The organism is Pelagibacterium flavum (assembly GCF_025854335.1).
Lineage (GTDB): Bacteria > Pseudomonadota > Alphaproteobacteria > Rhizobiales > Devosiaceae > Pelagibacterium > Pelagibacterium flavum.
The window spans coordinates 787,365-811,340 of sequence record NZ_CP107716.1; the positions used below are offsets into that span (position 1 = coordinate 787,365).

17 protein-coding genes are annotated in these 23,976 nt (G+C 62.0%); 8 read left to right on the forward strand and 9 right to left on the reverse strand.

The window, feature by feature from the left end:
• Positions 1–109: 109 nt before the first annotated feature.
• The 6 genes from OF122_RS04000 to OF122_RS04025 form a co-directional block, all read right to left on the reverse strand.
• Positions 110–1,891, reverse strand: a complete 1,782-nt coding sequence (locus OF122_RS04000) for an IlvD/Edd family dehydratase (protein WP_264226536.1) — start codon at positions 1,889–1,891, stop codon at positions 110–112.
• Positions 1,888–2,817 (reverse strand): DMT family transporter, encoded by a 930-nt coding sequence (locus tag OF122_RS04005; protein WP_264226537.1) that lies wholly within the window; start codon positions 2,815–2,817, stop codon positions 1,888–1,890. Before OF122_RS04005 ends, OF122_RS04000 begins: the two co-directional genes overlap by 4 nt.
• Complete coding sequence (locus OF122_RS04010) at positions 2,818–4,029, reverse strand: mandelate racemase/muconate lactonizing enzyme family protein (protein ID WP_264226538.1); 1,212 nt, start codon at positions 4,027–4,029, stop codon at positions 2,818–2,820.
• A 248-nt stretch (positions 4,030–4,277) separates the two neighbouring features.
• A complete protein-coding gene (locus OF122_RS04015) occupies positions 4,278–5,285 on the reverse strand; it encodes a TRAP transporter substrate-binding protein (protein ID WP_264226539.1) in 1,008 nt (335 codons plus the stop codon).
• Between the two features lie 38 nt (positions 5,286–5,323).
• Positions 5,324–6,601, reverse strand: a complete 1,278-nt coding sequence (locus OF122_RS04020) for a TRAP transporter large permease subunit (RefSeq protein ID WP_264226540.1) — start codon at positions 6,599–6,601, stop codon at positions 5,324–5,326.
• Complete coding sequence (locus OF122_RS04025) at positions 6,598–7,131, reverse strand: TRAP transporter small permease (protein WP_264227601.1); 534 nt, start codon at positions 7,129–7,131, stop codon at positions 6,598–6,600. The genes OF122_RS04020 and OF122_RS04025 overlap by 4 nt, the downstream gene beginning before the upstream one ends.
• 214 nt (positions 7,132–7,345) lie before the next feature.
• On the opposite strand from OF122_RS04025, the gene gntR reads away from it, so the two are divergent.
• The 8 genes from gntR to OF122_RS04065 all read left to right on the forward strand — a co-directional run bounded on the left by gntR (position 7,346) and on the right by OF122_RS04065 (position 16,531).
• Complete coding sequence (gene gntR / locus OF122_RS04030; RefSeq protein WP_264226541.1) at positions 7,346–8,377, forward strand: HTH-type transcriptional regulator GntR; 1,032 nt, start codon at positions 7,346–7,348, stop codon at positions 8,375–8,377.
• A gap of 25 nt (positions 8,378–8,402) precedes the next feature.
• Positions 8,403–9,392: a D-erythronate dehydrogenase gene (gene denD, locus OF122_RS04035; protein ID WP_264226542.1), complete on the forward strand. Its 990-nt coding sequence runs from the start codon at positions 8,403–8,405 to the stop codon at positions 9,390–9,392.
• Complete coding sequence (locus OF122_RS04040; RefSeq protein WP_264226543.1) at positions 9,389–10,135, forward strand: SDR family oxidoreductase; 747 nt, start codon at positions 9,389–9,391, stop codon at positions 10,133–10,135. The genes denD and OF122_RS04040 overlap by 4 nt, the downstream gene beginning before the upstream one ends.
• Before the next feature lie 161 nt (positions 10,136–10,296).
• On the forward strand, positions 10,297–11,430 hold the full coding sequence (locus tag OF122_RS04045; RefSeq protein WP_264226544.1) for a fumarylacetoacetate hydrolase family protein: 1,134 nt from the start codon (positions 10,297–10,299) through the stop codon (positions 11,428–11,430).
• Between the two features lie 67 nt (positions 11,431–11,497).
• On the forward strand, positions 11,498–12,439 hold the full coding sequence (locus OF122_RS04050) for a 2-hydroxyacid dehydrogenase (protein ID WP_264226545.1): 942 nt from the start codon (positions 11,498–11,500) through the stop codon (positions 12,437–12,439).
• 43 nt (positions 12,440–12,482) lie between these two features.
• Positions 12,483–13,244 carry an SDR family NAD(P)-dependent oxidoreductase gene (locus OF122_RS04055; RefSeq protein ID WP_264226546.1) on the forward strand — a complete coding sequence of 254 codons (762 nt, stop codon included), beginning with the start codon at positions 12,483–12,485 and terminating at the stop codon, positions 13,242–13,244.
• Positions 13,245–13,499: 255 nt separating this feature from the next.
• Positions 13,500–15,218: a type I secretion system permease/ATPase gene (locus OF122_RS04060; RefSeq protein ID WP_264226547.1), complete on the forward strand. Its 1,719-nt coding sequence runs from the start codon at positions 13,500–13,502 to the stop codon at positions 15,216–15,218.
• The gene (locus OF122_RS04065; protein ID WP_264226548.1) at positions 15,215–16,531 is read left to right on the forward strand and encodes an HlyD family type I secretion periplasmic adaptor subunit; all 1,317 of its coding nucleotides are present in this window, start codon (positions 15,215–15,217) and stop codon (positions 16,529–16,531) included. Before OF122_RS04060 ends, OF122_RS04065 begins: the two co-directional genes overlap by 4 nt.
• 95 nt (positions 16,532–16,626) lie before the next feature.
• On the opposite strand, the gene OF122_RS04070 is transcribed toward OF122_RS04065, so the two are convergent.
• Genes OF122_RS04070 through OF122_RS04080 form a run of 3 tightly spaced genes read right to left on the reverse strand, consistent with a single transcriptional unit; the run spans position 16,627 to position 23,898 of the window.
• The gene (locus OF122_RS04070; RefSeq protein ID WP_264226549.1) at positions 16,627–22,329 is read right to left on the reverse strand and encodes a M10 family metallopeptidase C-terminal domain-containing protein; all 5,703 of its coding nucleotides are present in this window, start codon (positions 22,327–22,329) and stop codon (positions 16,627–16,629) included.
• On the reverse strand, positions 22,326–23,003 hold the full coding sequence (locus tag OF122_RS04075; protein WP_264226550.1) for a tetratricopeptide repeat protein: 678 nt from the start codon (positions 23,001–23,003) through the stop codon (positions 22,326–22,328). The genes OF122_RS04070 and OF122_RS04075 overlap by 4 nt, the downstream gene beginning before the upstream one ends.
• Positions 22,987–23,898, reverse strand: coding sequence for an MJ1477/TM1410 family putative glycoside hydrolase (locus tag OF122_RS04080; RefSeq protein ID WP_264226551.1), 912 nt, complete (start codon positions 23,896–23,898; stop codon positions 22,987–22,989). Before OF122_RS04080 ends, OF122_RS04075 begins: the two co-directional genes overlap by 17 nt.
• Between the last annotated feature and the right edge of the window lie 78 nt (positions 23,899–23,976).

A 23,976-nucleotide genomic window follows, 5' to 3' on the forward strand; every position in this document is an offset into this window, starting at 1 on the left:
CCCCCGAGGGAGAGGTAAAAAACACCGCATGCGCCGAGAACCACCTCTCCCTTGGGGGAGAGGTCGGCGCGAAGCGGCGGGTGAGGGGGCCTTGGCCAATAGATTTCGCCTAGTGGTTGTCCCTCGGCAGTCCTTTGGATTGGGCAATGCGCTGGTATGTGACGGCGGGTTTGAGGACGGCGCCGTCGCCGAGCTGGTCCACCATTGAGCGCTGGATTTCCTGCCAGGGGGTCTGGTGATCGGGGAAGGGGTAGCCGCCCTTTGCGTCGAGTTCGGCGCGGCGGCGGGCGATTTCCTCATCGCTGACCAGCAGGTTGGCGGTGCCGGTGTTGAGATCGATGCGGACGCGGTCTCCGGTTTCGATCAGGGCCAGACCGCCGCCGGCGGCGGCTTCGGGGGAGGCGTTGAGGATCGAGGGGGAACCGGACGTACCCGACTGGCGGCCATCGCCGATGCAGGGGAGCGAATGGATGCCGCGCTTGATGAGGTAGGAGGGCGGGCGCATGTTGACGACTTCAGCGGCGCCCGGATAGCCGATCGGGCCGGCGCCGCGCATGAACAGCAGGGTGAATTCGTCGATTTGCAGCGAAGGATCATCGATCCGGTGGTGATAATCCTCGGGACCGTCGAACACGACGGCCTTGCCCTCGAAGGCTTCGGGGTCGTCGGGGTTCGAGAGATAGCGATCCCTGAACTCGGGGGAGATGACCGAGGTCTTCATGATGGCGTTGTCGAACAGATTACCCGAAAGGACGATAAAGCCCGCGTCCTCGGTCAGCGGCGTCTCGAACGGGCGGATGACGTCGGGATCGAGGATGGGCGTTGCGCGGCAGTTTTCGCCGATCGTCTGGCCGTTGGCGGTGGGGGCGTTCTCGTAGATCAGCCCCTTTTTCATCAGCTCGTTGACGACGGCGGGGACACCACCGGCGCGGTGGAAATCCTCGCCCAGATATTCGCCGGCCGGCTGGAGATTGACCAGCAGGGGGATGTGGTGGCCGTGGGTCTGCCAATCCCTGATGGAGAGGTCCACGCCGATATGGCGGGCGATGGCATTGATGTGGACCGGCGCATTGGTCGAGCCGCCGATGGCCGAGTTGACGGCGATGGCGTTTAAAAAGTTCTCGCGGGTGAGGATGTCGGAGGGTTTGAGATCCTCGTGGACCATATCGACGATGCGCTTGCCGGTGCGCCAGGCGATCGCCGCGCGGTCCTTGTGGGGGGCGGGGATGGCGGCCGAACCGGGCAGCTGCATGCCGAGCGCTTCGGCCAGCGAATTCATCGTGGTGGCGGTGCCCATGGTGTTGCAATAGCCCACCGATGGGGCCGAGGAGGCGACGAGTTCGATGAATTCCTCATAGCCGATTTCGCCGGCGGCCATCATTTCGCGGGCCTTCCAGATGATGGTGCCCGAGCCGGTGCGCTGGCCCTTGAACCAGCCATTGAGCATGGGGCCGACCGAGAGCGCGATGGCGGGGATATCGACGGTGGCGGCACCCATGAGCATGGCGGGGGTGGTCTTGTCGCAGCCGATGGTGAGAACGACGCCATCGAGGGGGTAGCCATAGAGCACTTCGACGAGGCCGAGATAGGCGAGGTTGCGATCAAGGCCCGCGGTGGGGCGCTTGCCGGTTTCCTGGATGGGGTGAACGGGGAATTCGAACGCGATGCCGCCGGCCTCGCGGATGCCTTCGCGCACGCGCTGGGCGAGGACCATGTGGTGGCGGTTGCAGGGGGAGAGGTCCGAGCCGGTCTGGGCGATGCCGATGATGGGTTTGCCGGACTGGAGCTCTTCGCGGGTGATGCCGTAATTCATGTAGCGCTCGAGATAGAGCGCGGTCATGTCGGGGTTGTCGGGGTTGTCGAACCAGGCGCGGGAGCGCAGCTTTTTCATAGGGTTTCTCCAGTTCCGCTGGTGGACGGCGCGGCGGGAGCGGCGCGCTTGGTTCTTTGTTCGCGGAGGTAGATGATGAAGCTCGAGGTGATGATGATGGCGGCGCCGATCAGCGTGAGGGGGCGCGGCAGATCGCCGAAGAGCAGGTAGCCCAAAATGATCGCCCAGGGCAGGAGCGTATATTGCAGGGGTGCCACGGCAGCGGCGTCGGCCAGCTTTACGGCACGGTTGACGCACATATGGGCCAGCATGGCGACCACGCCGAGCGTGCCCAGCAACACGAAATCGGGGAGTGTGGGGGTGACCCAGCCGAAGGGGGTGAGGATCAGACCGGCGATGAGGGCACCGGTGATCTGGAAGAAGACCAGCGTTTTATCGGGCGTGCCGCGCAGGGTGCGACCGGTGATGACCATCAAGGCAAAGGCCAGCGTGCCGACGACCGAGACGAGGATGGCGAGAGGATTGACCTCGCCCGAGGGGGTGAGTGCAACGAGGACGCCGACAAAGCCCAGGCCGATGGCGGCCCAGCGGATGGGGCCGACCTTTTCCTTCAATAGGAAGGGTGACATGGCGGCGACATAGATCGGGGCGGCCAGCCAATAGGTCATGACGTCGGCCAGCGGCAGAAAATAGACGGCCCAGTAAAAGCAGAACACTTCGGCGGTGGAAAAGACCACGCGGGCGAACTGGAGCATCGGGCGCTCGGCCGAAAGGATCGGTTTCAGGCCCGATTTCCAGAGGAAAGGCAAGAGGATGACCAGGGCGACGGCGGAGCGCAGCAACAGGACCTGGCCGACCGAATAGGTGGCGACCAGCCATTTGCCCATGGCGTCGTTGAGCGAAAACAGGAACATGGCCAACAGCATGATGAGCACGCCCATGCGGGCGGGGGATATCGGCGCTGAAGTCGCCTTGACGCTGCTCATCTAGAGTTCTCCGTTTCCATTGGAGCGCCGATGGATGGCATCGGGGCGGGTGAAGAGTTCGGGCAACAGCTCGATGCCGAGCCCGGGGGCGTCCGAGAGGGTGATCTGGCCGTTCTCTACGTGCGGCAGGGCATCGACAACTTCGGTGTACCAGCCGGTATAAAGCGCGCGCACCGATTCCTGAATGAGGGCATTGCGGGCATGCAGCGAGAACTGGCAGGAGGCCATGAACACCACCGGGCCGGTGCAATCGTGCGGCGCGACGGGGATTTGCCGGGCTTCGGCAAGGGCGGCGATCTTGCGGGCCTCCGAGATGCCGCCGCACCAGGAGAGATCAAGCATGGCAACGCCCGCAACGCCGGTCGCGAGATAGTCATGGAAGGCGTGGGGGTAAGCGAGGGTTTCGGACGCGCAGATCATGGTGTCGGTATGGGGCGCGTAAGCCTTGAGGGTATCAAGGCTATCCATGCGAACGGGGTCTTCGTGCCAATAGGTGTTGTAGGGTTTGAGCGCGCGGGCGATGCGCTGGGCAGCCGGCAGGCGCCAGAGGGAATGGAACTCGACCATGATGTCGATCCTGTCGCCGACGGCCTTGCGGATTTTCTCGAAGGGTTCGAGGGCGGTCGTCAGTTCGGCGGCGGAGATGTCGAGGCCATGCGTGCGTTCGGCGGCGATGTCGAAGGGCCAGATCTTCATGGCCGTGATCCCTTCATCGAGAAGGGAATGGGCGAGTTCGTCGGCGCGGTTCAAAAACGCGTCGAGGTCTTCATACGGTCCGGCGGGGGATTGATCGAGGCCCCAGTTGTCGACCGACTGGGCGCGGTTGTCGCGGATATAGGAATAGCCCGCGCAGGTGTTGTAGGTGCGGATCGTATCGCGGGACTTGCCGCCAAGCGCGACCGAGACGGGGACGCCGAGGGCCTTGCCGAAAATGTCCCAGAGCGCGATGTCGATGGCCGAATTGCCGCGGGTTTCGACCCCTGCGCCGCTCCAGCCGAGATAAAAGATCAGATCACGGTTGATCGCTTCGATCTGCAGCGGATCGCGACCGACGAGCCTGGGGGCGACGGTTTCATGGATATAGGCCTCGACGGCGGCAGCGCCCAGGAAGGTTTCGCCCAGCCCGGTGATGCCTTCATCGGTGCGGATCAAGACCCAGACGACGTTGCCGAACCGGCCAAGGCGCAGGGTTTCGACTTCCGTGATCTTCATAGTGGTATCCGGGGCGATGGTGTGTGCGGCAGGTGCTCACTGGACCCCGGGAACAAGTCCCGGGATGACAGGCGTGGGTGAAATTGAAAGTCGTCAATTGAGTTGGGCGGAGCCTCTGGAGCGGCCGTTTCGATAAACAAAACGACCGCCCCAGATTTTTTGCATGGTCGCGCTTCCGAACCGAATCAGTGGGTCCACTTATTCTGGAAACGCTCTAGCCCCGCCCAAAAACGTCGGGAGGGCGACGCTTACTGGCCGCGAATGGCGGCGAGTTCGGCGTTGACCCGTTCGATGACGTCGGCACCGATCGAATCCGCGCTGCGCTCGTAAACGCCAGCAACAGCCTGCCGGATTTCGGCCATGGCTTCATCGGAGATGTCGTTGACTTCCACGCCTGCGTCGATGATGCGCTGGAGCGATTCATCGGACAGGGCGCGGCTGGCCTCACGCTGGGCGTCACGGCCAACGATGGCGCAATCGAACAGGATCTGCTGCTCTTCTTCGGAATAGGTGTCGAAGATCGGCTTGGAAAACAGAACCATGAACGGGGTGTAGGCGTGACGGGTATTGGAGACGTAATCCTGCACTTCATAGAAGCGCGAGGTGTCGATCGTTACGTAGGGGTTTTCCTGGGCATCGATGGCGCCGGTTTCCAGAGCCGTGAACACTTCACCGAACGCCATGGGCGTTGCGTTGGTGCCAAGGGTCTGGAAGGTGTCGAGGAAGATGTTGTTCTGCATGACGCGGACGCGCATGCCTTCGAAATCTTCAAGGCTTTCCACCGGGCGGACCGAGTTGGAAAGGTTACGGAACCCGTTTTCCCAATGGGCGAGATTGACCAGGTTGTGCTCGGGCATCATGTCGGCCATGTAGGTGCCGAATTCGCCGTCGAGCAGGGCGTCGGCTTCTTCCGCGCTGGAAAGAAGGAAGGGCAGATCGAATACGCCGAGGGCCGGTTCGATGGCGACCAGCGGCGAGGTCGAGGAAATGACCATTTCGAGCGTGCCCGAACGCAGGGACTGCGCCGACTGCAGATCGTCGCCGAGCGAGGACGACCAGAACGCGTTGATTGTCCATGCGCCGCCGGTGGCTTCATCGACGCACTGGGTCATGGCGTCCACACCGTCGCCCACCGGGTGATCTTCGGCAACGCCGTTGGCGATGCGGATGGTGCGCTCGGAAATCTGGGCATTGGCCGGCAGGGCCACGCTCATGGCCAGCGCGACGGCCAGCGATGTGGTGATGATGGTTTTCATTTTTAAAAACTCCTCCATTGGTTTTGGTGAAACCGGGATCAGCGCAGCCAATTGAGCGGCGTGAGCACGATTTCGGGGAACATAACGAGCAGGGCCAGCACGATGATCTGGGAGAGGATGAATGGCAGGACGCCATACACCACCTTGCCCATGGGCACGCGCGAGACCCCGCTGACCACGTTGAGCACGACGCCGACAGGCGGGGTGATCAGCGAGATACAGGTGGTCATCACAAAAATGATGCCGAAATAGACGGGATCGATATCGGCCGCCCGGATCATGGGCATGAGCACGGGGGCAAAGATCAGGATGGTCGGAGCCAGATCGAGCACCATGCCCACGACAAGCAGCAGCAGAACGATGCACAGCATCAGGAGCTTGGGATTGTCGATGAAGGGCTGGACGAGACCGACCAGCTGATTGGGAATGTTGGCCGAGGTGATGAGCCAGGACGTGACCAGCGCGGCGGCGACCAGGAACATGACGATCGAGGTGGTCTTGGCGGCGTTGACGAACACCCGGTAAAGGCTGGCCCAGGTCAATTCGCGATAAACCACGCCACCCACGAAAAGCGCGTAAACGGCAGCGGTCACTGCCGCTTCGGTCGGGGTGAAGACCCCGAACCGGATGCCGGCCAGGATGATGACGGGCATGAACAGCGCCCAGACGGCAGCACCGGCGGCCCTGAAGCGCTCCTTGCCCGAGCTTTTGGGCAGGGCCACGACCTTTTCGGTGCGCGCAACGAAGCCCCACATGGCGGCGAGGGCCAGCGCCATCATCAGGCCCGGCACGATGCCGCCCAAAAACAGGCCGGTGATCGAAACATTGGCTGCAACACCGAAGATGATGTAGGCGAGCGAAGGGGGAATGACCGGCGCGACAATGCCGCCCGATGCCATCAAGCCGGCGGCGCGGGGCACGTTATAGCCAGCATCGCGCATCATGGGCACGAGAATGGCGGCAAGCGCGGCGGAATCGGCGGCGGCCGAGCCCGACATCGACGCCATGATGACGGCGGCCATGACAGCCACAAAGCCCAGCCCGCCCCTTATGTGACCCACGCAGGTGACGGCGAAATGCACGATGCGGCGCGACAGGCCCCCCGCATTCATCAATTCGCCGGCCAGCAGGAAGAAGGGGATGGCAAGGAGGGTGAAGGTATTGGCCCCGGTGATCATCTGCTGGGCGATGATCTGGGTGTTGAAGATGCCCATGTAGGACATCAGGACGATGCCGGTGGTCAAAAGCGCAAAGGCGACCGGCAGCCCGATGGCCAGCGTGCCGAACAGCGAGCCGAGAAAGACCAGAATGATCATATGGCGCGGTCCACTTGCTGGTTTTCCTCATACTCGCCGGCAAAGCGGGCGATATCGGCTTCGGTGATGCGGCCGGTGACGATTTCAAAGATGCGGAACAGCGCGATCAGGCCAATGCCGAGCGAAGTGAAATAGCCAACGCCATAGACCCAGATCATCGACATGCCGACCACGGCGGCCGTCATCGAGGCGTTGATGGGGTGCTGGACCCACGTGCCGTGGAAGAACACCACCGAGGTCAAAAGAATGATGATGTTGGTGATCAGCATGCAGGCCACGCGACCCCGGCGGCCGAACAGCCTGACGATGGTTTCCACCCCGATATGACCGTGGTCCTTGAAGGCCAGAACGGTGCCGATGAAGGTGAGCCAGACAAAGAAATAGCGGCTCATTTCTTCGGAAAAGTTCAGGCCGCGATTAAACCCGTATCTGAGCACGACATTGGTCGCGACCATGACAACCATGCCGAGCAAGAGCGCGGCCAGGACGAACTCGATCGCTTTTACAACGAGATTGATGGCCCTAGCCATGAGCGGGATACCCCATCCATGACCAAAATTGCGCATTGCGCATGTTCAGGTCTCCTCCCATAGCGCACTCGATGCAAAAAGGGCGCTGCAAACACTGGCGGCAGGGCGGCAGTTTTGGATGCCGTTCACGAGCCGTCTGGACAAAGGCTTAAATGATAGCGTATGTCATTGTCAACGGCGTGCCGCAATGCAATGAGCGCGCTGGAGGAGATTAGTGGGAAAAAAAGACAACATATATAAGGCTGTAACGCTAAAAGATGTTGCTGCTGCGGCTGATGTCAGCGTTATCACCGCATCGCGGGCGCTGCGTACACCGGATATTGTTTCCGACAAGGTGCGCGAGCGCGTTCAGCAGGCAGTCGATGCGCTTGGCTATGCGCCCAACCAGGCGGCGCGGGCGCTGGCTTCGGCCACCACATCGACGATCGGGGTGCTGATTCCGTCGGTGACCAATCTGGTGTTTTCCGACGTGATGCGCGGGATTTATGACGCGGTCGAGGGAACGCCCTATCAGGTGCAGCTGGGCAATACGCGCTACACCAATCGCAAGGAAGAAGAGCTGTTGCGGGTGTTTGCGGCCCAGCGGCCGGCCGGGCTGATCGTTTCGGGTATCGACCAGTCGCAGACGGCGCGGGCGCTGCTTGAAAGCTTTGGCTGTCCGGTGGTCCAGATCATGGATATCGGACCCGATCCCATCGACATGATGATCGGGTTCGATCATCGCGAGGGCGGACGGGCCGCGGTGCGGCACCTGATCGAAAACGGATATCGGCGCATCGGGTTTATCGGTGCACGCATGGACCCACGCGCGCAAAGACGGCTCGACGGCTACAGCGAGGTGCTGCATGCCGAAGGGCTTTACGACGAGCGGCTGATCCTGACGTCGCCGCAGGCCTCATCGGTGACGCGCGGGGGCGAGATGTTTTCAGATTTCCTGGGGATGGCGCCCGATGCGGACGCGGTGTTCTGCAACAATGACGACATGGCGCTGGGCGCGCTGTTCGAATGCCAGAGGCGGCATATCCGCGTGCCGACCCAGTTCGGGATCATGGGGTACAACGACCTCGATTATACGGCTGTCAGCAACCCCCCGATCTCATCGATCCGCACCCTGCGCTACGATATGGGCTATCGCGCCATCGAGATGATCATTGCCGCCTCCAAGGGCGAGCGCCCTGAGCCGGCCGTTGTCGATGTGGGGTATGAACTCAAGGCCCGTCAAAGCACGAGCCGAAAACAAACCTGATGCCCAGGGAGGGCAAGCTCAGACCATGAATATCTTGATTATCGGAGCCGCCGGCATGGTCGGCCGCAAGCTCACGGATGCACTTGTCGCGTCGGGCGCGTTGGCAGGCAAACAGATCGAAGGGCTCACACTGGTCGACGTGATCGAGCCGCAAATGCCGCAGGCACCGGAGCTAAACATCACCACGCGGGCGGTCGATATTGCCGATCCGAGCGTGGCCGAAACACTGATTGCCGAGCGGCCCGACGTGATCTTTCACCTTGCCGCCATTGTTTCGGGGGAGGCCGAGCTCGATTTCGAAAAGGGCTACGCCATCAATCTCGATGGTACGCGGTATCTTTTCGAGGCGATCCGGCAGGCGGGAAAGAGTGCGCCCTATTGCCCGCGCTTTGTCTTTACCTCCTCGATTGCCGTATTCGGCGCGCCGTTTCCCGACAAGATCGGGGACGAATTTTTCCAGACGCCACGCACCAGCTACGGGACGCAGAAGGCGATCGGGGAATTGCTGCTGGCCGATTATTCGCGGCGCGGATTTCTAGACGGGGTGGGCATTCGCCTGCCGACCATCTGCATCCGCCCGGGCAAGCCCAACAAGGCGGCTTCGGGGTTCTTTTCGTCGATCCTGCGCGAACCTCTGGTGGGGCTCGAGGCCGTGTTGCCGGTGAGCGAGGATGCGCGGCACTGGCACGCCAGCCCGCGCGCGGCCGTGGGGTTTCTGATCCATGCGGCCGAGATGGATACGGCGGTGCTCGGGGCGCGGCGGAGTCTCAACATGCCGGGGCTTTCGGCGACGGTGGGTGAGCAGATCGAGGCGCTGCGGCGGGTGGCCGGGGACAAGGCGGTGGCCCTGATCCGGCGCGAGCCCGATCCGATGGTGGCCGAGATGGTCGACGGCTGGGCCAAGGATTTCGACGCGTCGCGGGCGACCTCGCTGGGGTTTAGGGCCGAAGCCTCGTTCGACGAGATCATCGCCATCCATATCAAGGACGAGCTGGGCGGGGAGCTGCCGAAATGAAAATCGCAATCGTGACCGGTGGCGGCACCGGAGTGGGCAAGGCGATTGCCAAATCGCTTTATGCCGATGGGTTTGCGCTGGCGCTGTTCGGGCGCCGGCTGGAGGTGCTCGAGGCGACGGCCGCCGAGATCGACGCGAGCGGCGAGCGGGCGCTGGCGGTGTCGGTCGATATCGGGGACCGGGCAGCGGTCGAAGCGGCGTTCGAGACGGTGATCGGGCGCTGGGGGCGGCTCGATCTGCTGGTCAACAATGCCGGGATGAACGCGCCTTCGGTGGCGCTGGAAGATGTTTCGGCAGCGCAATGGGACGAGGTGGTTGCGGCGAATTTGTCGGGGGCGTTTTTCTGCACGCAGTTCGCGTTCCGCCAGTTCAAGGCGCAGAGCCCGCAGGGCGGGCGGATCATCAACAACGGGTCGATTTCAGCCACGACGCCGCGTCCGCAATCGGCGCCCTATGCGGCGACCAAGCATGCCATTACCGGGCTGACAAAGGCTTCGGCGCTCGATGGGCGGGCTTTCAACATTGCGGTGGGGCAGATCGATATCGGCAATGCGTCAACGGACATGACGACGCGGATGTCGTCGGGGGTGCTGCAGGCCGACGGATCAATGGCGGTCGAGCCGACCATCGATGCGGGGCATATCGCAAAGGCGGTGAGCTATATGGCGGGCCTGCCGCTGGAGGCCAATACGCTGACGATGACGGTGATGGCGACTCAGATGCCGTTTGTGGGTCGTGGGTAGGATGCACTGATCTTCAGGCCATGAAGGGCTGCGAAGGGCGATTTGCTGCGCTTCCGGTACTCACGTACTCAATGTACGCTCCGTTCCGGTTCTCGCAAACCACCCTTCTCGCTCCATCCTGACCTGAACCTCGGCACATCCTCTGAGCAAGAGAACTGGAGATGGCAATGAGCGTTTTTGACGAAGGCATTTTTCTGGGCCGCGTGCGGCTGGCAGAAGGTGGGCATCCGCGCATCGTGACGGTGCGGGATGGGCAGGTGGTCGATATCACAGCCAAGGCTGCGCCGACGGTGCGCGACATCTGCGAGATGGATGATCCGGTTGGCTATGTTAGGGCTGCCGAGGGCAAGGCGATTGCCGAGCTTGGTGCGGTGCTGGACGGCAACGCGGATGGGGTGACGCTGCTTTCACCCGTCGATCTGCAGGCGGTCAAGGCGTCGGGTGTGACGTTTGTGGTGAGCCTGCTCGAGCGGGTGATCGAGGAACAGGCCAAGGGCGATGCGGGGCGAGCCGACCAGTTGCGCGGGGAAATGCTCGCGCTGATCGGGGAGGATCTGTCGCAATTGGTGCCGGGTTCTGATGCGGCGATGGCGGTCAAGGCCAAGCTGATCGAAAAGGGCGTCTGGAGCCAGTATCTCGAAGTGGGGATCGGGCCGGACGCGGAAATCTTTACCAAATGCCAGCCGATGGCCAGCGTGGGGCATGGAGCCGATGTAGGGCTGCATCCGATTTCGACCTGGAACAATCCCGAGCCGGAGGTGGCGCTGATCGTTTCGTCCAGGGGCGAAATCGTCGGAGCGACGCTGGGCAACGACGTCAATCTGCGTGACGTCGAGGGGCGCTCGGCGCTGCTGCTGGGCAAGGCCAAGGACAACAATGCCTCTGCGGCGCTGGGGCCGTTCATCAGGCTGTTTGACGGCGATTTCTCGCTCGAGAGCGTCAAGCAGATGGAGGTCGGGCTCGAGGTTGTGGGCAAGGACGGCTTTGTTCTTACCGGCTCGTCTTCGATGAGCCAGATTTCCCGGACGCCTGAATCGCTGGTGGCGGCGGCGCTGGGGACCCATCACCAATATCCGGACGGGCTGGCGCTCTATCTGGGGACGATGTTCGCGCCCGTTAAGGATCGCGAGGGCGCGGGGAAAGGGTTTACCCACAAGCTGGGGGATTTGGTGACGATTTCGACGCCGGCGCTGGGGGCGTTGGTCAATACGGTGCGGCTATCGACCGAATGCGCGCCCTGGACTTATGGGCCGAGGGCGCTGATGGGTGATCTGGCCAAAGCCGGCTTGCTGTGAAATCGTTAAAGTGCGCGAGCCCGAGGGCTTGGTTTGCAGTCCGCACCAATATTGAATAGGTAGCTTGATGGCCGAACCCATTCTGACATTCGATACGATGCTCGAGCCGATCGGTTCGGATCTGGCGGCGCGCTATGAACTGATTTCTGCGGACGATCCCCAGGCGCTGACGCGGCTTTCCGAGTTCCGCGCAGCGATCACCAATGGCGGTCTGGGGATGGAAAGCGAGTGGATCGAAAAGCTGCCCAATCTTTCATTGATCGCCGTAAACGGGGTGGGGACCGACAGGATCGATCTCGATCTTTGCGCGTCGCGATCCATTCATGTGGCGACAACGCTGGGCGTGCTGACCGACGATGTGGCCGATATGGCGATGGGGCTGGTGATTGCGGCGCTGCGCGAATTGGGGCAGGGGCTTGATTTCGTGCGTTCGGGCGACTGGGCGCAGGGCAAGAAGATGAAGCTGGCGCGATCGCTCGCGGGGAAAAAACTCGGCATTGTCGGGCTGGGGGCCATCGGGCAGGCGATCGGGGAGCGGGCGCAAGCCTTCAAATTCGATATCGGGTTCTGGAACCGGTCGGAAAAATCGGTCGATGGCTGGAGGGCGTTCGATACACCTGTTGCGCTGGCACAATGGGCCGATGTGCTTGTTGTTGCCGTGGCGGCGACACCCCAGACGCAAGCCATGATCGATAAGACGGTGCTGGACGCGTTGGGACCGGATGGGTTCGTGGTCAACATCGCGCGCGGCAGCGTGATCGAGGAAGGGGCGTTGCTCGATGCGCTCGAAGCGGGGGCCATCGCGGGAGCGGGGCTGGACGTTTTTCTGAACGAGCCGCAGATCGATGCGCGGTTCCTGGACCTCGATAACGTGTTCCTCGTGCCCCATCAGGGCAGTGCGACAGTTGAAACGCGCACCGGGATGGCGCAGACGGTCAAGGACAATGTCGATGCGTTTTTCGCCGGCAAAGTGCCACCGACATCGATCACTGCAAAACACTTCGGCTGATTTGCCCGGTAAAGTGGCGGAAAGATAACAGGAGAGGTCCGGGATGGGCGATCACTTCGGATCGTTGAGCGGAAAGCGTGTGCTCTATACGGGGGCGGCGGGCGGACTGGGCCTGCCCACAACGCTGAAACTGCTTGAAGCGGGCGCGCATGTGGTCGTCCTGGACAACGATCCGCAAAAGATTGCGCAACTGGAAGCGGCGGCCGGCGGTGCGGCGGGGCTGAAGGTGGCGCTGTGCGATCTTTCCGATCTGGAGGGGTTGCACGCCACGCTCGATGGGCTGATCGCCAGCGATGGCGGGTTTGATGTCGTTATCAACAACGCGGCGATCTATCCTTCAAAGCCGTTTGAAGATTTCACGCTGGCCGAGATGCAATTGGTGCACAGGATCAATGTGGAGGCGGCGCTGGTGTGCGTGATGGCGGCGTTGCCCTCGATGAAGGCCAAAGGCTGGGGGCGGATTATCAATATCTCCTCGATCACGGTGGCGGGGGCGTGGGACAATCTGGTGCCCTATGTGCAATCGAAAGCCGCGCTGATCGGGTTGGCGCGGGGGTGGGCGCGCGAGTTCGGGGGGTATGGAATTACCGTCAACGCGATTGCGCCGGGGGCGTTTCCGACCGATGCCGAGGCGATCCATCCCGACCGCGAGGCTTATGAAAAGCGCATCATCGACAGCCAGGCAATCAAGCGGCGGGGGCGGGCGGACGATATCGCCAATGCACTGATGTTTCTGGCGTCGGATGCCGCGGGGTTCATCACGGGTCAGACCCTCAATGTGGATGGCGGCTGGATCATGAAGTAGGGCCAAGTGGCGATTGTTCCCCTGTGACCGATTTTGCCAGTCTGCAGGCTGGTCAAATACGGCTTTCCGTTGGCCGTACACCCGGCACCGCATGATCGTACCTGAGGCCTTGGTGGCTATGCCGACACTGTCATAGCCGCGATATCGTGGGCTCGATCGCGCGCTGAACAGCCGGGCAATTATTGACAATCGTCAAAGTGGCCGCGCCGTGCTGTGGGAAAACCGATGTCACGCGTGTTTTCCGGAACCACAATAATGGCATCAAACGACAATAGCGGGCGCAAACGCCGCCGGCCCTCCGGGCGGGGCTCTGTTGTCGGCCTTGGACTTTTAAGCATAATTTCCAACCTGCTGCTGCTTACCGGCCCGCTGTTCATGCTCCAGATCTATGATCGGGTGCTTGCCAGCAAATCGGTGCCCACGCTGGTTGCCCTGACCGGACTGGTGGTGGGGCTTTACGGGTTCTATAGCGCTGTCGAGATCGTGCGCAGCCGGATGGCCACGCGATATTCAGTGCTTGCCGCGGCGCGGCTGACGCGTCCGGTCTTTTCCCAGGTCGTTGCCACGAGCGCGTCTTCACGGCGGGGTTCGGATGGCGATCCGATCCGCGACGTTGAAACGCTGCGCCAGTTTCTGGCCGGAGCCGGGCCGATCGCGCTGCTCGATCTGCCCTGGGTGCCGATCTATCTGTTTGTCGTCTTTGCCTTCCACCCCATGCTGGGCTGGCTCGCCATGGCCGGCGCCGGGGTTGTAACGGTGCTCATGATCCTCAACGAATGGTCCTCGCGCGGGCCGTCGCGCGATGCCAATGCCGCCGCCAATGCCCGTCACAGCCAGCAGGCCGATATCGCGGCCAATGCCGAAGCCGTGCTGGCGATGGGCATGCGCGAAACGCTTGCCAATCGCTGGGAGGCGGCCAACACAAAGATGCTGATGACGCAGGCCTGCGCCGCGGACCGCGCGACGACGTTCTCGGCGCTCACCAAAGGCTTCCGGCTGCTTTTGCAGTCAGCCGTTCTCGCCATGGGCGCCTATCTGGCCATCGGGGGCGAAATTTCAGCGGGATTGATGATCGCAGCTTCCATCGTTACGGCGCGCGCGCTTTCTCCGGTTGAGCAGGCTGTTGCGAACTGGCGCGGCTTTGTTGCCGCGCGGCAGGCGAAAGCCCGGCTCAAGACAATCCTTGCCGAAGCGCGGGACACTCCCGAGCGCGTCGCGCTTCCCCTGCCCAAGGCGAGCCTTAGCGTTTTCGATCTTGCCGTTTCGCCATCGCGCGAAGGTCCGCCCTTGGTATCGGGGATCAGTTTCGCGCTCAAATCGGGCGAGGCGATGGGCGTTCTGGGGGTGTCGGGGTGCGGGAAATCAACCCTCGTGCGTACGCTCATGGGAATCTGGCCGGCGCGGGCTGGTGTGGTCCGGCTCGACGGTTCGGAAGTCGGCCATTTCGATCCCGACCGGCTGGGCATGGCGATCGGCTATCTGCCCCAGACGGTCGAGTTGTTTGCCGGAACGGTTGCGCAGAACATCGCCCGTTTCCGGCTCGAGGGCGAGTTTGAGGGGGTGCTCAAGGCGGCGCAGGCGGCGGGCGTGCATGAGATGATCGCGTCATTGCCCCATGGCTATGACACGCCGATCGGTCCGCAGGGCGCCATGCTCTCGGCCGGGCAGCGCCAGCGCATCGGGTTGGCGCGGGCACTTTATGGCGATCCGTTCCTGCTTGTGCTCGATGAGCCGAACTCCAATCTCGACGCTGCCGGAGATGCCGCGTGCAATGCCGCGATTGCCGGCGCCAAGGCGCGCGGGGCCATCGTCGTCATTGTCGCCCATCGGCCGACCGCGATCGCCGCGGTCGACACGATCCTGTTCCTGCAGGATGGCCGCCAGGCCGCCTTCGGCCCCAAGGATGCGGTGCTCGCATCGATCACGGCCCAACCGGCCTCCCTCGAAATTGCCCGGAAAGCGAGACGGAAATGACTGCAATCGATATCGAATATGTAACGGCGCGCAGCCTTGGCCGGCATGGGCTGCTCGGTTCGGTCGCCATTGTCGCACTTGTCGGCGGACTTGGATTGTGGGCGGCCGTCACCCCGTTATCGGGCGCCGTGATCGCGGGGGGCAGCGTTGTTGTCGATGGCGGCGTGCGGCGGGTCCAGCATCAGGAAGGCGGGATTGTCAGCGAAATCCTCGTGCGCAACGACGCCGAGGTCGAAGCCGGTCAGACCCTGGTTGTGCTGGATGGAACCTCGGTTGCGGCCAATATGGCCGTTATCGAGGCGCAGCTAGGGGAAGCCTATATACGCCAGGCCCGGCTGCTGGCCGAAGCGAGCAGCACACCGGCCATGCAGTGGACACCTCAACTCGATGCCTTGCCCAACAGGGAAGCCAATCGCGCGCTCTTTGTCGCCGAAAATCGTCTTCGCGCGTCCCGCGCCGCAGCGCTTTCGACCCAGGTGGGGCAATTGCGCGAACAGATCATCCAGCTGGAAAACCAGGTCGCTGGGCTCGATGCCCAGCGCACCGCGGTGATCGCGCAGACCGAGATCCTGGGTGAACAGCTCGAAAGGCTGGAAACGCTTTTGTCCCAGGGGCTGACCGAAGCGAGCCGGGTCACCGATCTGCGGCGCCAGATTGCGCAGCTCGAAGGAGAAAGCGCGCGCATCACCACCGAGATCGCCCGGGGCAATGCGGCGACGGCCGAGCGGCGGCTGGAGATCTCCCAGGTTCAGGAATCCTATCAAAGCGAGGTGTTGGGGGAGCTCCAGCAGACCGGCCAGCAGATTGCCGAGCTTGAGCAGCAACGGATTGCAGCCCAGGATCGGCTCGACAGGCTCGTCATACGCGCGCCGATTTCCGGTATCGTGCATCAGATGCAGGTCGCAACGCTCGGGGGTATTGCAGGGGCCGGCGAAACGCTCATGCAGATCGTACCGCAGGACGATGAGATCATGGTCGATGTGCGCGTCAATCCGCTCGATATCGACAAACTTGCCATCGAACAGGACGTGACCTTGCGGCTTTCAAGCTTCAACTCGCGCTCGACGCCCGAGCTGGTGGGGCTGGTGGACCGGATTTCTCCGGATCTGACCCGCGACAGTGCATCGGGCACCCAGTTCTATGTGGTGAGAGTTCGCCTGCCCGATGACGAGCTCGACCGACTGCCCGAAACAGCACGGCTGATACCGGGGATGCCGGTCGAGGCCTTTTTTACGACCGGGGAAAGGACGGTGCTGAGCTATCTGGCCAAGCCAGTCATGGACCAGCTCTCGTTCGCGTTCCGCGAGGACTGAGGCAGCGGGAAGATTTGGGGGAAGGGGGGCTTTGGAGCCCCCTTTTTTGTGCGAAATGGGGAAAGAAGCGGCGCCCAATGCGGCGCCGTTTCGGATCAGAGGATGAAGTCCACAGCGGTGAGATCGATCAGGCCGGTGAGTTCAATGCTGAAATCGGCGACCTGGTCGCCGTTGACATCGGCGGTGATGATGGTCCTGTCGGTTTCATCGCCGTCAAGGTCTTCAAAGCTGAAATTGAGTTCTCCGGCGAGGCCGGTAAAGGCCGCGCCAACCGAAGCCAGGAATGTGAAAGCCTGGTTTCCCGAAATTGTGGTATTGGCGTCGATGATCGAGAGGTCAATTCTATCCTCGCCCTGGGTGAAATCGGTGATGACATCGCGATTTGCCGCGCCGGATGACGAGTGGGCAATGTTGCGGAAGACAAAGACGTCGTCACCCTCTCCGCCGGTGAGGATGTCCTTGCCGCCTCTGCCATCCAATACGTCGCTGCCCCTGCCGCCCGAAAGCTCGTTGGCTGCTCCTGAGCCGATAATGGTATCGTTTCCGGAGCCGCCAATGATTTTTTCGATCGATCTCAAGCTATCGACACCGGTCTGTGCGCTGGCGGCGCTGGTGGCGCTGACGGTGAGGTCGGCCGAGATGGGCGAAAAGTCCATGGTGTCCGAACCGGCCCCGCCTATATAGCTGTCGTCGCCGTCATCGGGGGTGGCGACGAATGTGTCGTCGCCCGCGTTTCCATAAACGGTGTCGTTTCCGGTATCCCCAAACAGGATGTCATTGCCCCCACCGCCCCGGATCGTGTCGTTGTCGGCTCCGCCATGGTATTGATCGTCGGTTGCGCTGGCTGCCAGGGTGTCCACGCCGCTGGTCCCCATGACATCGCTCATGCCGATCAGATCGAGCGTGGTGCTGGCGAGATCGGTGCGCTCGGGAGTCTGGATGGAATAGGTAAAGGTTACGTCGGTGTCGTCATTGAGATCGGGGATGAACAGCCACGAGCCGTCACCATGGTCGGTCAGCGTGCCCGAGGAAGCGACAAGGCCGACAATCGCGAAGGCCATGCCGGTGTAGCCGGCGCCGACAAGATCGCGGGACGTTATCGTGCGGGTCATGTCCTCGGTGAGCGGGGCCAGCGTTGCCGGCGATATGACGTCGACGACCGGCGCGGTGGCAGCCGAGACGATGCTTTCGAACGTGCCTCCGGCATCGGTGTAGCTCACGATCACCCGCACCAGCGCCCCCGCGTCGTCATCGGTCAGGGTGTAGGTGGCCTCAGTTGCGCCGGCGATACCCACAAAGCCGGTGCCGGTGTCGCGCTGCCATTGATAGGTCAGGGTTCCGAGCCCGTCAGGGTCGGCCAGGCTGGTCACATCGACGCTCAGCGTCTGGTTCTCGGTGGCTTCGCCGACGATTGCCACCCCGCCTTCGGGGGCCTCATTGACGTTGGCAACGGCAATCGAGACGGTCTTGGCATAGACCAGATCGCCATCTGTTGCTGTTATCGTGAGGTCGATCGTGGGTTCGGTTTCAAAGTCGAAGGCAATTCCGGCCTTGCGGTAGAGCGCACCGTCGACCGGGTCGATCTCGAACCTGTCATCGGAAACCGTCAGGACATTGTTGCGCATGTCGGGGTCCGGATTGAGGTCGATGACCAGCAGGTCGGCCACCTTGACGCGGTCGAGCAAAAGTTCGGGAACCGCCGCCAGATTGGAAAGCTCGATGTCGGTGGGGGCGAGGTTTTGCGTATCGACCCGCACCAGACTGACGGCATGGTCGCCCAGGCCGACGAGCCTGACGGTCATGATCCCATCGACGATGCTGACGACTTCAGCGCCCGAGACCATGAACGCGCTGGTTGAGGAGCCGGCGAGATCGATGGCGACCAGCCCTTCGCCGTTCATTGTGAAGGCAAGGTTGGTGCCGTCACCTTCGAGGCTTAGCAATTGCATGCGCGCGCCGATCGAGGAGATGTGGGTTACATCGGCCTGGGCCGAACCGAGCTTGATTTCGAAGGTACCGCCATTGGCATCTAGGAAGACGGAATCGCCATCATAGGCGTACCAGTTGGTAACGGCCTGGATGGTTTGCGGACCCAGGGAATCGAGGTTGAGGGCAAAGGTGCCCAGCGTTCCGGTTTGCGGTGTTGCCGTAACGGTGATCGTATCGCCGTTGACCGCGTAGGTCAGCTCGGTTTGCTCGAAGGTGGAAATGCGCGCCGCCAGATCGGCCAGCGTTACAAATTCCGACCCCGCCGCGTGCGCCGCACTGACGAATTCTGTGAACATGGAGAGATCGTAGGGCGACGAGCCGATACCATCGACATCCCATGCGGTGACACCATAATCGTGCCAGGGCCAGACGACGATCGGAAGATCGGAATTGACCGTGAGGTCCTCGAACTCGGCGATCCATCTTGCCGCCGCCTCTTCGACCGTCAGCCCCAGCCACCCCAGGAGTGTAAAGTCAAAGCTCATGTTGGGAGCGATATAGACCTTGCCGGCGTCAGTGGGAGAGAGATAGCCGAAGGCCCCCGGATAGCCCGCGCCGACCATGGAAGCGCCGCCGGTCAGATAATCATAATACTGAATAATCTGGCGTGCCGTCTCGAGCGTTTCGGGCATGCCCGGCACGGCCGCGCCGCCCACGGTGATCCCCAGATTGTCCTCGATGACGTGCCGGGACGTTTCGAACTGGAACTTGAACGAGGCCTCGAGAATGGCCTTGGACACAGGATCGAGCGCCATGGGATCGGGTGCGGCAAGCGCTGCCTGCAGCGTGGCGTTGATTTCGGAGACGCTCATCTGTGCAAGCGCATCGATGATCGCCTGATCGGCATCTTCGCGCATGCAATATGGGCAGAAGCACGCCGAGGGATTGTCGAGCAAGGCAGCGTAACCGGCGATGCGCTGGTCGATAATTTCCTGGGTAACCTCGTCGGGCAGCAGCAGATTGGTATCGAAGGGATGGGAATAAGAATGAGACCCGATTTCGTTGCCCATCGCCAGAAGCTGCTGGTAGTAGGGGGACGAGATGAACCAGTTGGTATCCTGGTCGGGGCTGTAGAGCCCCACGTTGACGTAATAGGATCCGACGAAATTATAGTCGGCCCTCCACTGCTCGAGGATGGGCAACATGGCATCGTAAATGCCGCCATCCACATCGAAGGTTTCCTGGGACTGATCCATGTCGGTCCGGGAGGCGACGATGGCCTTGTCCCGGCTCATCGACAGTGAAATCTTCGGTCCGTCGAGCGGTTGGGTCGACCAGTCGATGGATTGGCCAAGCAAATTGTTGTCCGCCAGCATGCCTTCGGTCGCGAAGTGGACGTTGCGTCCACCGGTGGTGGTCGAAATGACAGCATCGTGGCTGACGCCGTTGACCACCTGCTGGGCGATCACGGTGCCCGCGCCGGCCACCACGGTCGAGAAATACGAGGTCGCGCCTCCGGTGTAGGTGTGGATCGCCCCACCCCCATAGCCGGCGGTGATCTCGTGGTCTCCCGAGGCGACCAGATTGACATCGACGCCACTTTCGCCACCGGTGCGGGTCAGGCCCAGAAGCGTCTGCATGCGTTCGTAGGGATTGGCCGACAACAGATCACCATCGGCGGTGTTGGTCATGAAATCGCCGGCCGTGATGATCGGCACGTTGTAGTCATAGACGAGCTGGTTCAGCGTCGCGGCGATATCGGCGTAGTTTTCCGGGGCGTTGCGGAACGAGGGGAATACCAGCGCGTCGTACTGGGCGAGCAGTTCGAGGTTGGTGAGGTCGGCTTCCCCGATCAGATCGAAAGGAATGCCGGCACTCATTGCCTGGCTCTGGGCGGCCATGACCAATTGGGAATAGGCCATTCCCGAGAAGTAGGCGCCAGCGGTGGTTTCCGAATAGACTATGGCGATCTTGTAGTCCGCACCGGCCAATGGCGGTACGGTCGCGTTGATCGTATAGGCGGGCTGGGTGTAGTCAGCCGGAAGATAGACCGCGTTATTGATGTCGGCCATCACGCCGATCTTTTCGATGCCATCGCCCAGAAGCGGTTTTGGAATGGCAAGCTCCATGGTCCTGGCATCGGGTCCGAGCGCGAAATCGATCTCGGCGACCAATGTCTGCCCGGCGTCCCCGGTATAGAGGCGTGCGATGCCGCTGCTGTCGATATTGACGTTGAACTCGGCGCCCATCGCCCAGCCCCAGATCAGGTGTCCGGTGGACGTGTTGCCGTCGGTGTTGATCCAGAAGGTGGTGTTTGGCCCGATGTCGACCTCGCTTTTGAGCGCTATGACAAAGGCATCGTCTGTAGCGGTGCCGTAGAGCTCGTAGCCTTCGACATGTGTCGTGGGGGTTTCGAGCCGCTGGTCCTGGGTCCATTCGCTCAGAAGGCCATCAAAGGCGCTGACGGGCGGTAACGCTATGGTGTAGCCCCCATAACCGTAATTGTTTGGAAGAAACACCGTATCGTTGACGTCGGCGAGCACGGAGATCTGTTCGATTCCGGTGCCGAGCAGCGCCTTTGGAACAGCGAATTCGAGAGTGGTGCCATCGGGGCCAAAGGCATGGTCGAGATCGGCGACGAATGTTTCGCCGGCCGCGCCCGAATACAGCCGCGCGATGCCATCGGCACCGATATTGACGTTGAACTCGGCCCCGCCGGCCCAGCCCCAGATCTGATGCCCGGTGGCGGCATTGCTGTCGGTGTTGATCCAGAAGGTGGTGTTGGGACCGATCGGCACGGCGCTTTTGAGTGCGACAACGAAATCGTCGGCATCGACCCGGCCATAAAGTTCATAGCCATCAACGCCGGTGCCTTCCGCCTCAAGGCGCTGTTCGGCCGTCCATTCGGTCAGCAATCCGTCAAAAGTGGAGGCTGGCGGTTCGGCCAGGGTGTAGCCACCGGTGCCGAAACTGGCCGGAAGAAATACCGAATCGTTGATGTCGGCCAGGATCTGCACCGATTGGACAAAGCCCAGTGCTTGTCTGGATATGGAAAATTCGATGCTCATTCCGCCGGGAGCAAGGGCGAAATCGATATCGGAGACGAATGTTTCGCCCGCCGCTCCGGAATAGAGCCGGGCGATGCCATCGGCGCCGATATTGACGTTGAATTCCGCCCCGCCGGCCCAGCCGAACACCTGATGTCCGGTTGCGGTATCGCCGTCGGTATTGAGCCAGAAGGTGGTGTTGGGACCGATTGGCACGGCGCTCGAGAGCGCGAACACAACCTTGTCGGGATCGACCCGGCCATACATTGCGTATCCCTCGACACCTGCCAATTGGGTGTCGAGCCGCTGGTCCTCTGTCCATTCGGTCAGGAGCCCGTCAAAGGAACTGGGAGGCGGTTGGGTGACGAGATACCCGCCCTCGGCGTAGGATGAGGGCAGAAATACGGAATTGTTGACGTCCGCATAGACCGTAAGCGAGGTTACATCGGCCCCGACCAGCGCCTGCGGCAGCCGCATTTCCAGCGTCAAGCCGCCGGGGCCCAGGACATATTCTATCTCCGCGACGAGGGTCGAGCCTTCCGAGCCCGAATAGAGCCGGGCGATCCCGTCATCGCCGAAGTTGATGTTGAATTCGGCACCCACGGCCCAATCCCAGACCTTGTGTCCGGTCTCGCTGTCGGCGTCCGTATTGAGCCAGAATGTGGTGTTGGGCCCGATGGGCACCTCGCTTTCCAGTGCAATCAGGAAGGCACCATTTTCGTACCGGCCATAGAGCGCATAGCCCTCGACCAGGGTTTCGGGCCGCTCGAGCCGGTCATCGGGAGACCAGTCGGTGAGGGTGCCGTCAATGATGATGGTCATCGCAATGTCTCCTGTGCAAAGCGGGGGCCGGCCAGATCGGATGAGCGCCACTGGGCGCTCTCATCCATCGCAAGCGTTGATTTGAGACGTTCGAGCCGGGCGAGATCGTGTTCGCTGGCCAGGCCGTTTGCGCGGCCCAATTCGATTGTGACGCGCTCGCCGGTCCTGTCGCCATCGAGCCGGTACAGCCCGATCAGGCGCCGGTAGGTGCCTTCGGTGGGGCTCTGGGCGAAGAGCTGTGCGAGAATGCGTGCTTCGTTGCCGTAGGAACCATGTGCCCGATAGATGTCGACCAGCATCGGCCGCGCCCAGTCGCTTTGAGGACGGATGGCGACCTCCTCTTCGAGCAGACGGGTCAGCATGCCGGTTTCACCCTGGGTCTGGTAAAGTCCGGCCAGCGAATAGGCTTCGAACGGGTTGAGGCGGGTGGTCTCGCGTTTGGCTTCATAGAGGGCCACGGCTTCGGCGACCCGTCCCTGCGAGAGCAGCACCTGTGCCTTTTCCTCGGTGTTGGGCAGCATGGCGAAGGCAGCGACAATCGTGACAACGACAATGATCGCAACAAAGATTTTCGTGCGCTCGGGCGGATCCATGCGCGACAGGGCGTTGAGAGGGCCGCGCCCCAGAGGTCCTGCCGGCCGGTACGGGGCGGAGCGCTCAGCGAGAGTGAGCATCATCGAGCTCCCTGTCGCCGATGAACAGCAAGACCCCAAGCGTTGCCGCGTTATCGCGCGCCTGGGCAATGTCGGATGACGAGGTGAGATATTCGCTTAAAAAGACCGGTTTGCCCTCGGCGGTCAGCCGGCCGATCATCTCGAGCGAGGCGCGCAGCGTCCCGAGGCTATTGCGCTGCTGGTCCTGTTCGGCGCCGAACAGCAGGTCTTCCTTGCCCATGCCATCAATGACCCGGCGATAGGCAGGGGCACTGAGCAGCTCCTCGCCATTCTGGGGTACCACAAGGAAATCGGGGTTATGCGCGCGGGCGTAGGTGGCGAGGTCGCTGACGAAGGTCACCATGGCGCTCTTGCGGCGCGCTATGTCGAGCTGGGAATCTCCGCGCTCGAAGGCATCGACCCGATCGAGATAGACGCCGTCAAAGCCGGCGGCCATGATCTGGTCGAGATAGCTGGCGGGTTCACCGAAGATGATCGCCTGCCAAGCGGGGTCCCAATAGCGGATGTCGTAATTGCCGTCCCATTCGGCGTTTTCGCCAAGCAGCCATGACGGGCGGTTCCGGGCCCAATCGTCCTGCCAGTAGTACCGGTAATCTTCGGCTTCTCCGATCGAGAGATAAGAGAGCACAAAGCGGCGCGATCCGTCGGGTCTGGTCTTGAGGGCGGCGATCTCGGATGCTGAAAAGGCGCCGGCCGCCGTTCCGTCGCGCGAGTAATCGATGACCAGCAGATCGTAGTTGCTGGCGGCGAGGACGTGCAGATTGATGTGCTGGAGCTGGTAAGTCCATGATCGGACTCCGGCAAGAGCTGACGCCGCCGCGCCGCTGGCCTGGGGTGAGAGCATAAGCGGAAATGCGGTCAGAACGGCAGCCAGTCCGGCCATTCGTATCCCCATGTCTGAGGTCTCCTACTCGCCCGATCAATCGGTCGGGCAATCGGGACACTATGGCGACGGCGCACGAGCAATGTTGAC

What these genes read in the sequence shown, in the direction of transcription:
- OF122_RS04000 (WP_264226536.1), bottom strand. Translation starts at nt 1,891, where the DNA reads ATGAAAAAGCTGCGCTCCCGCGCCTGGTTCGACAACCCCGACAACCCC.
- OF122_RS04005 (WP_264226537.1), bottom strand. Translation starts at nt 2,817, where the DNA reads ATGAGCAGCGTCAAGGCGACTTCAGCGCCGATATCCCCCGCCCGCATG.
- OF122_RS04010 (WP_264226538.1), bottom strand. Translation starts at nt 4,029, where the DNA reads ATGAAGATCACGGAAGTCGAAACCCTGCGCCTTGGCCGGTTCGGCAAC.
- OF122_RS04015 (WP_264226539.1), bottom strand. Translation starts at nt 5,285, where the DNA reads ATGAAAACCATCATCACCACATCGCTGGCCGTCGCGCTGGCCATGAGC.
- OF122_RS04020 (WP_264226540.1), bottom strand. Translation starts at nt 6,601, where the DNA reads ATGATCATTCTGGTCTTTCTCGGCTCGCTGTTCGGCACGCTGGCCATC.
- OF122_RS04025 (WP_264227601.1), bottom strand. Translation starts at nt 7,131, where the DNA reads ATGGCTAGGGCCATCAATCTCGTTGTAAAAGCGATCGAGTTCGTCCTG.
- denD (WP_264226542.1), top strand. Translation starts at nt 8,403, where the DNA reads ATGAATATCTTGATTATCGGAGCCGCCGGCATGGTCGGCCGCAAGCTC.
- OF122_RS04040 (WP_264226543.1), top strand. Translation starts at nt 9,389, where the DNA reads ATGAAAATCGCAATCGTGACCGGTGGCGGCACCGGAGTGGGCAAGGCG.
- OF122_RS04045 (WP_264226544.1), top strand. Translation starts at nt 10,297, where the DNA reads ATGGCAATGAGCGTTTTTGACGAAGGCATTTTTCTGGGCCGCGTGCGG.
- OF122_RS04050 (WP_264226545.1), top strand. Translation starts at nt 11,498, where the DNA reads ATGGCCGAACCCATTCTGACATTCGATACGATGCTCGAGCCGATCGGT.
- OF122_RS04055 (WP_264226546.1), top strand. Translation starts at nt 12,483, where the DNA reads ATGGGCGATCACTTCGGATCGTTGAGCGGAAAGCGTGTGCTCTATACG.
- OF122_RS04060 (WP_264226547.1), top strand. Translation starts at nt 13,500, where the DNA reads ATGGCATCAAACGACAATAGCGGGCGCAAACGCCGCCGGCCCTCCGGG.
- OF122_RS04065 (WP_264226548.1), top strand. Translation starts at nt 15,215, where the DNA reads ATGACTGCAATCGATATCGAATATGTAACGGCGCGCAGCCTTGGCCGG.
- OF122_RS04070 (WP_264226549.1), bottom strand. Translation starts at nt 22,329, where the DNA reads ATGACCATCATCATTGACGGCACCCTCACCGACTGGTCTCCCGATGAC.
- OF122_RS04075 (WP_264226550.1), bottom strand. Translation starts at nt 23,003, where the DNA reads ATGCTCACTCTCGCTGAGCGCTCCGCCCCGTACCGGCCGGCAGGACCT.
- OF122_RS04080 (WP_264226551.1), bottom strand. Translation starts at nt 23,898, where the DNA reads ATGGGGATACGAATGGCCGGACTGGCTGCCGTTCTGACCGCATTTCCG.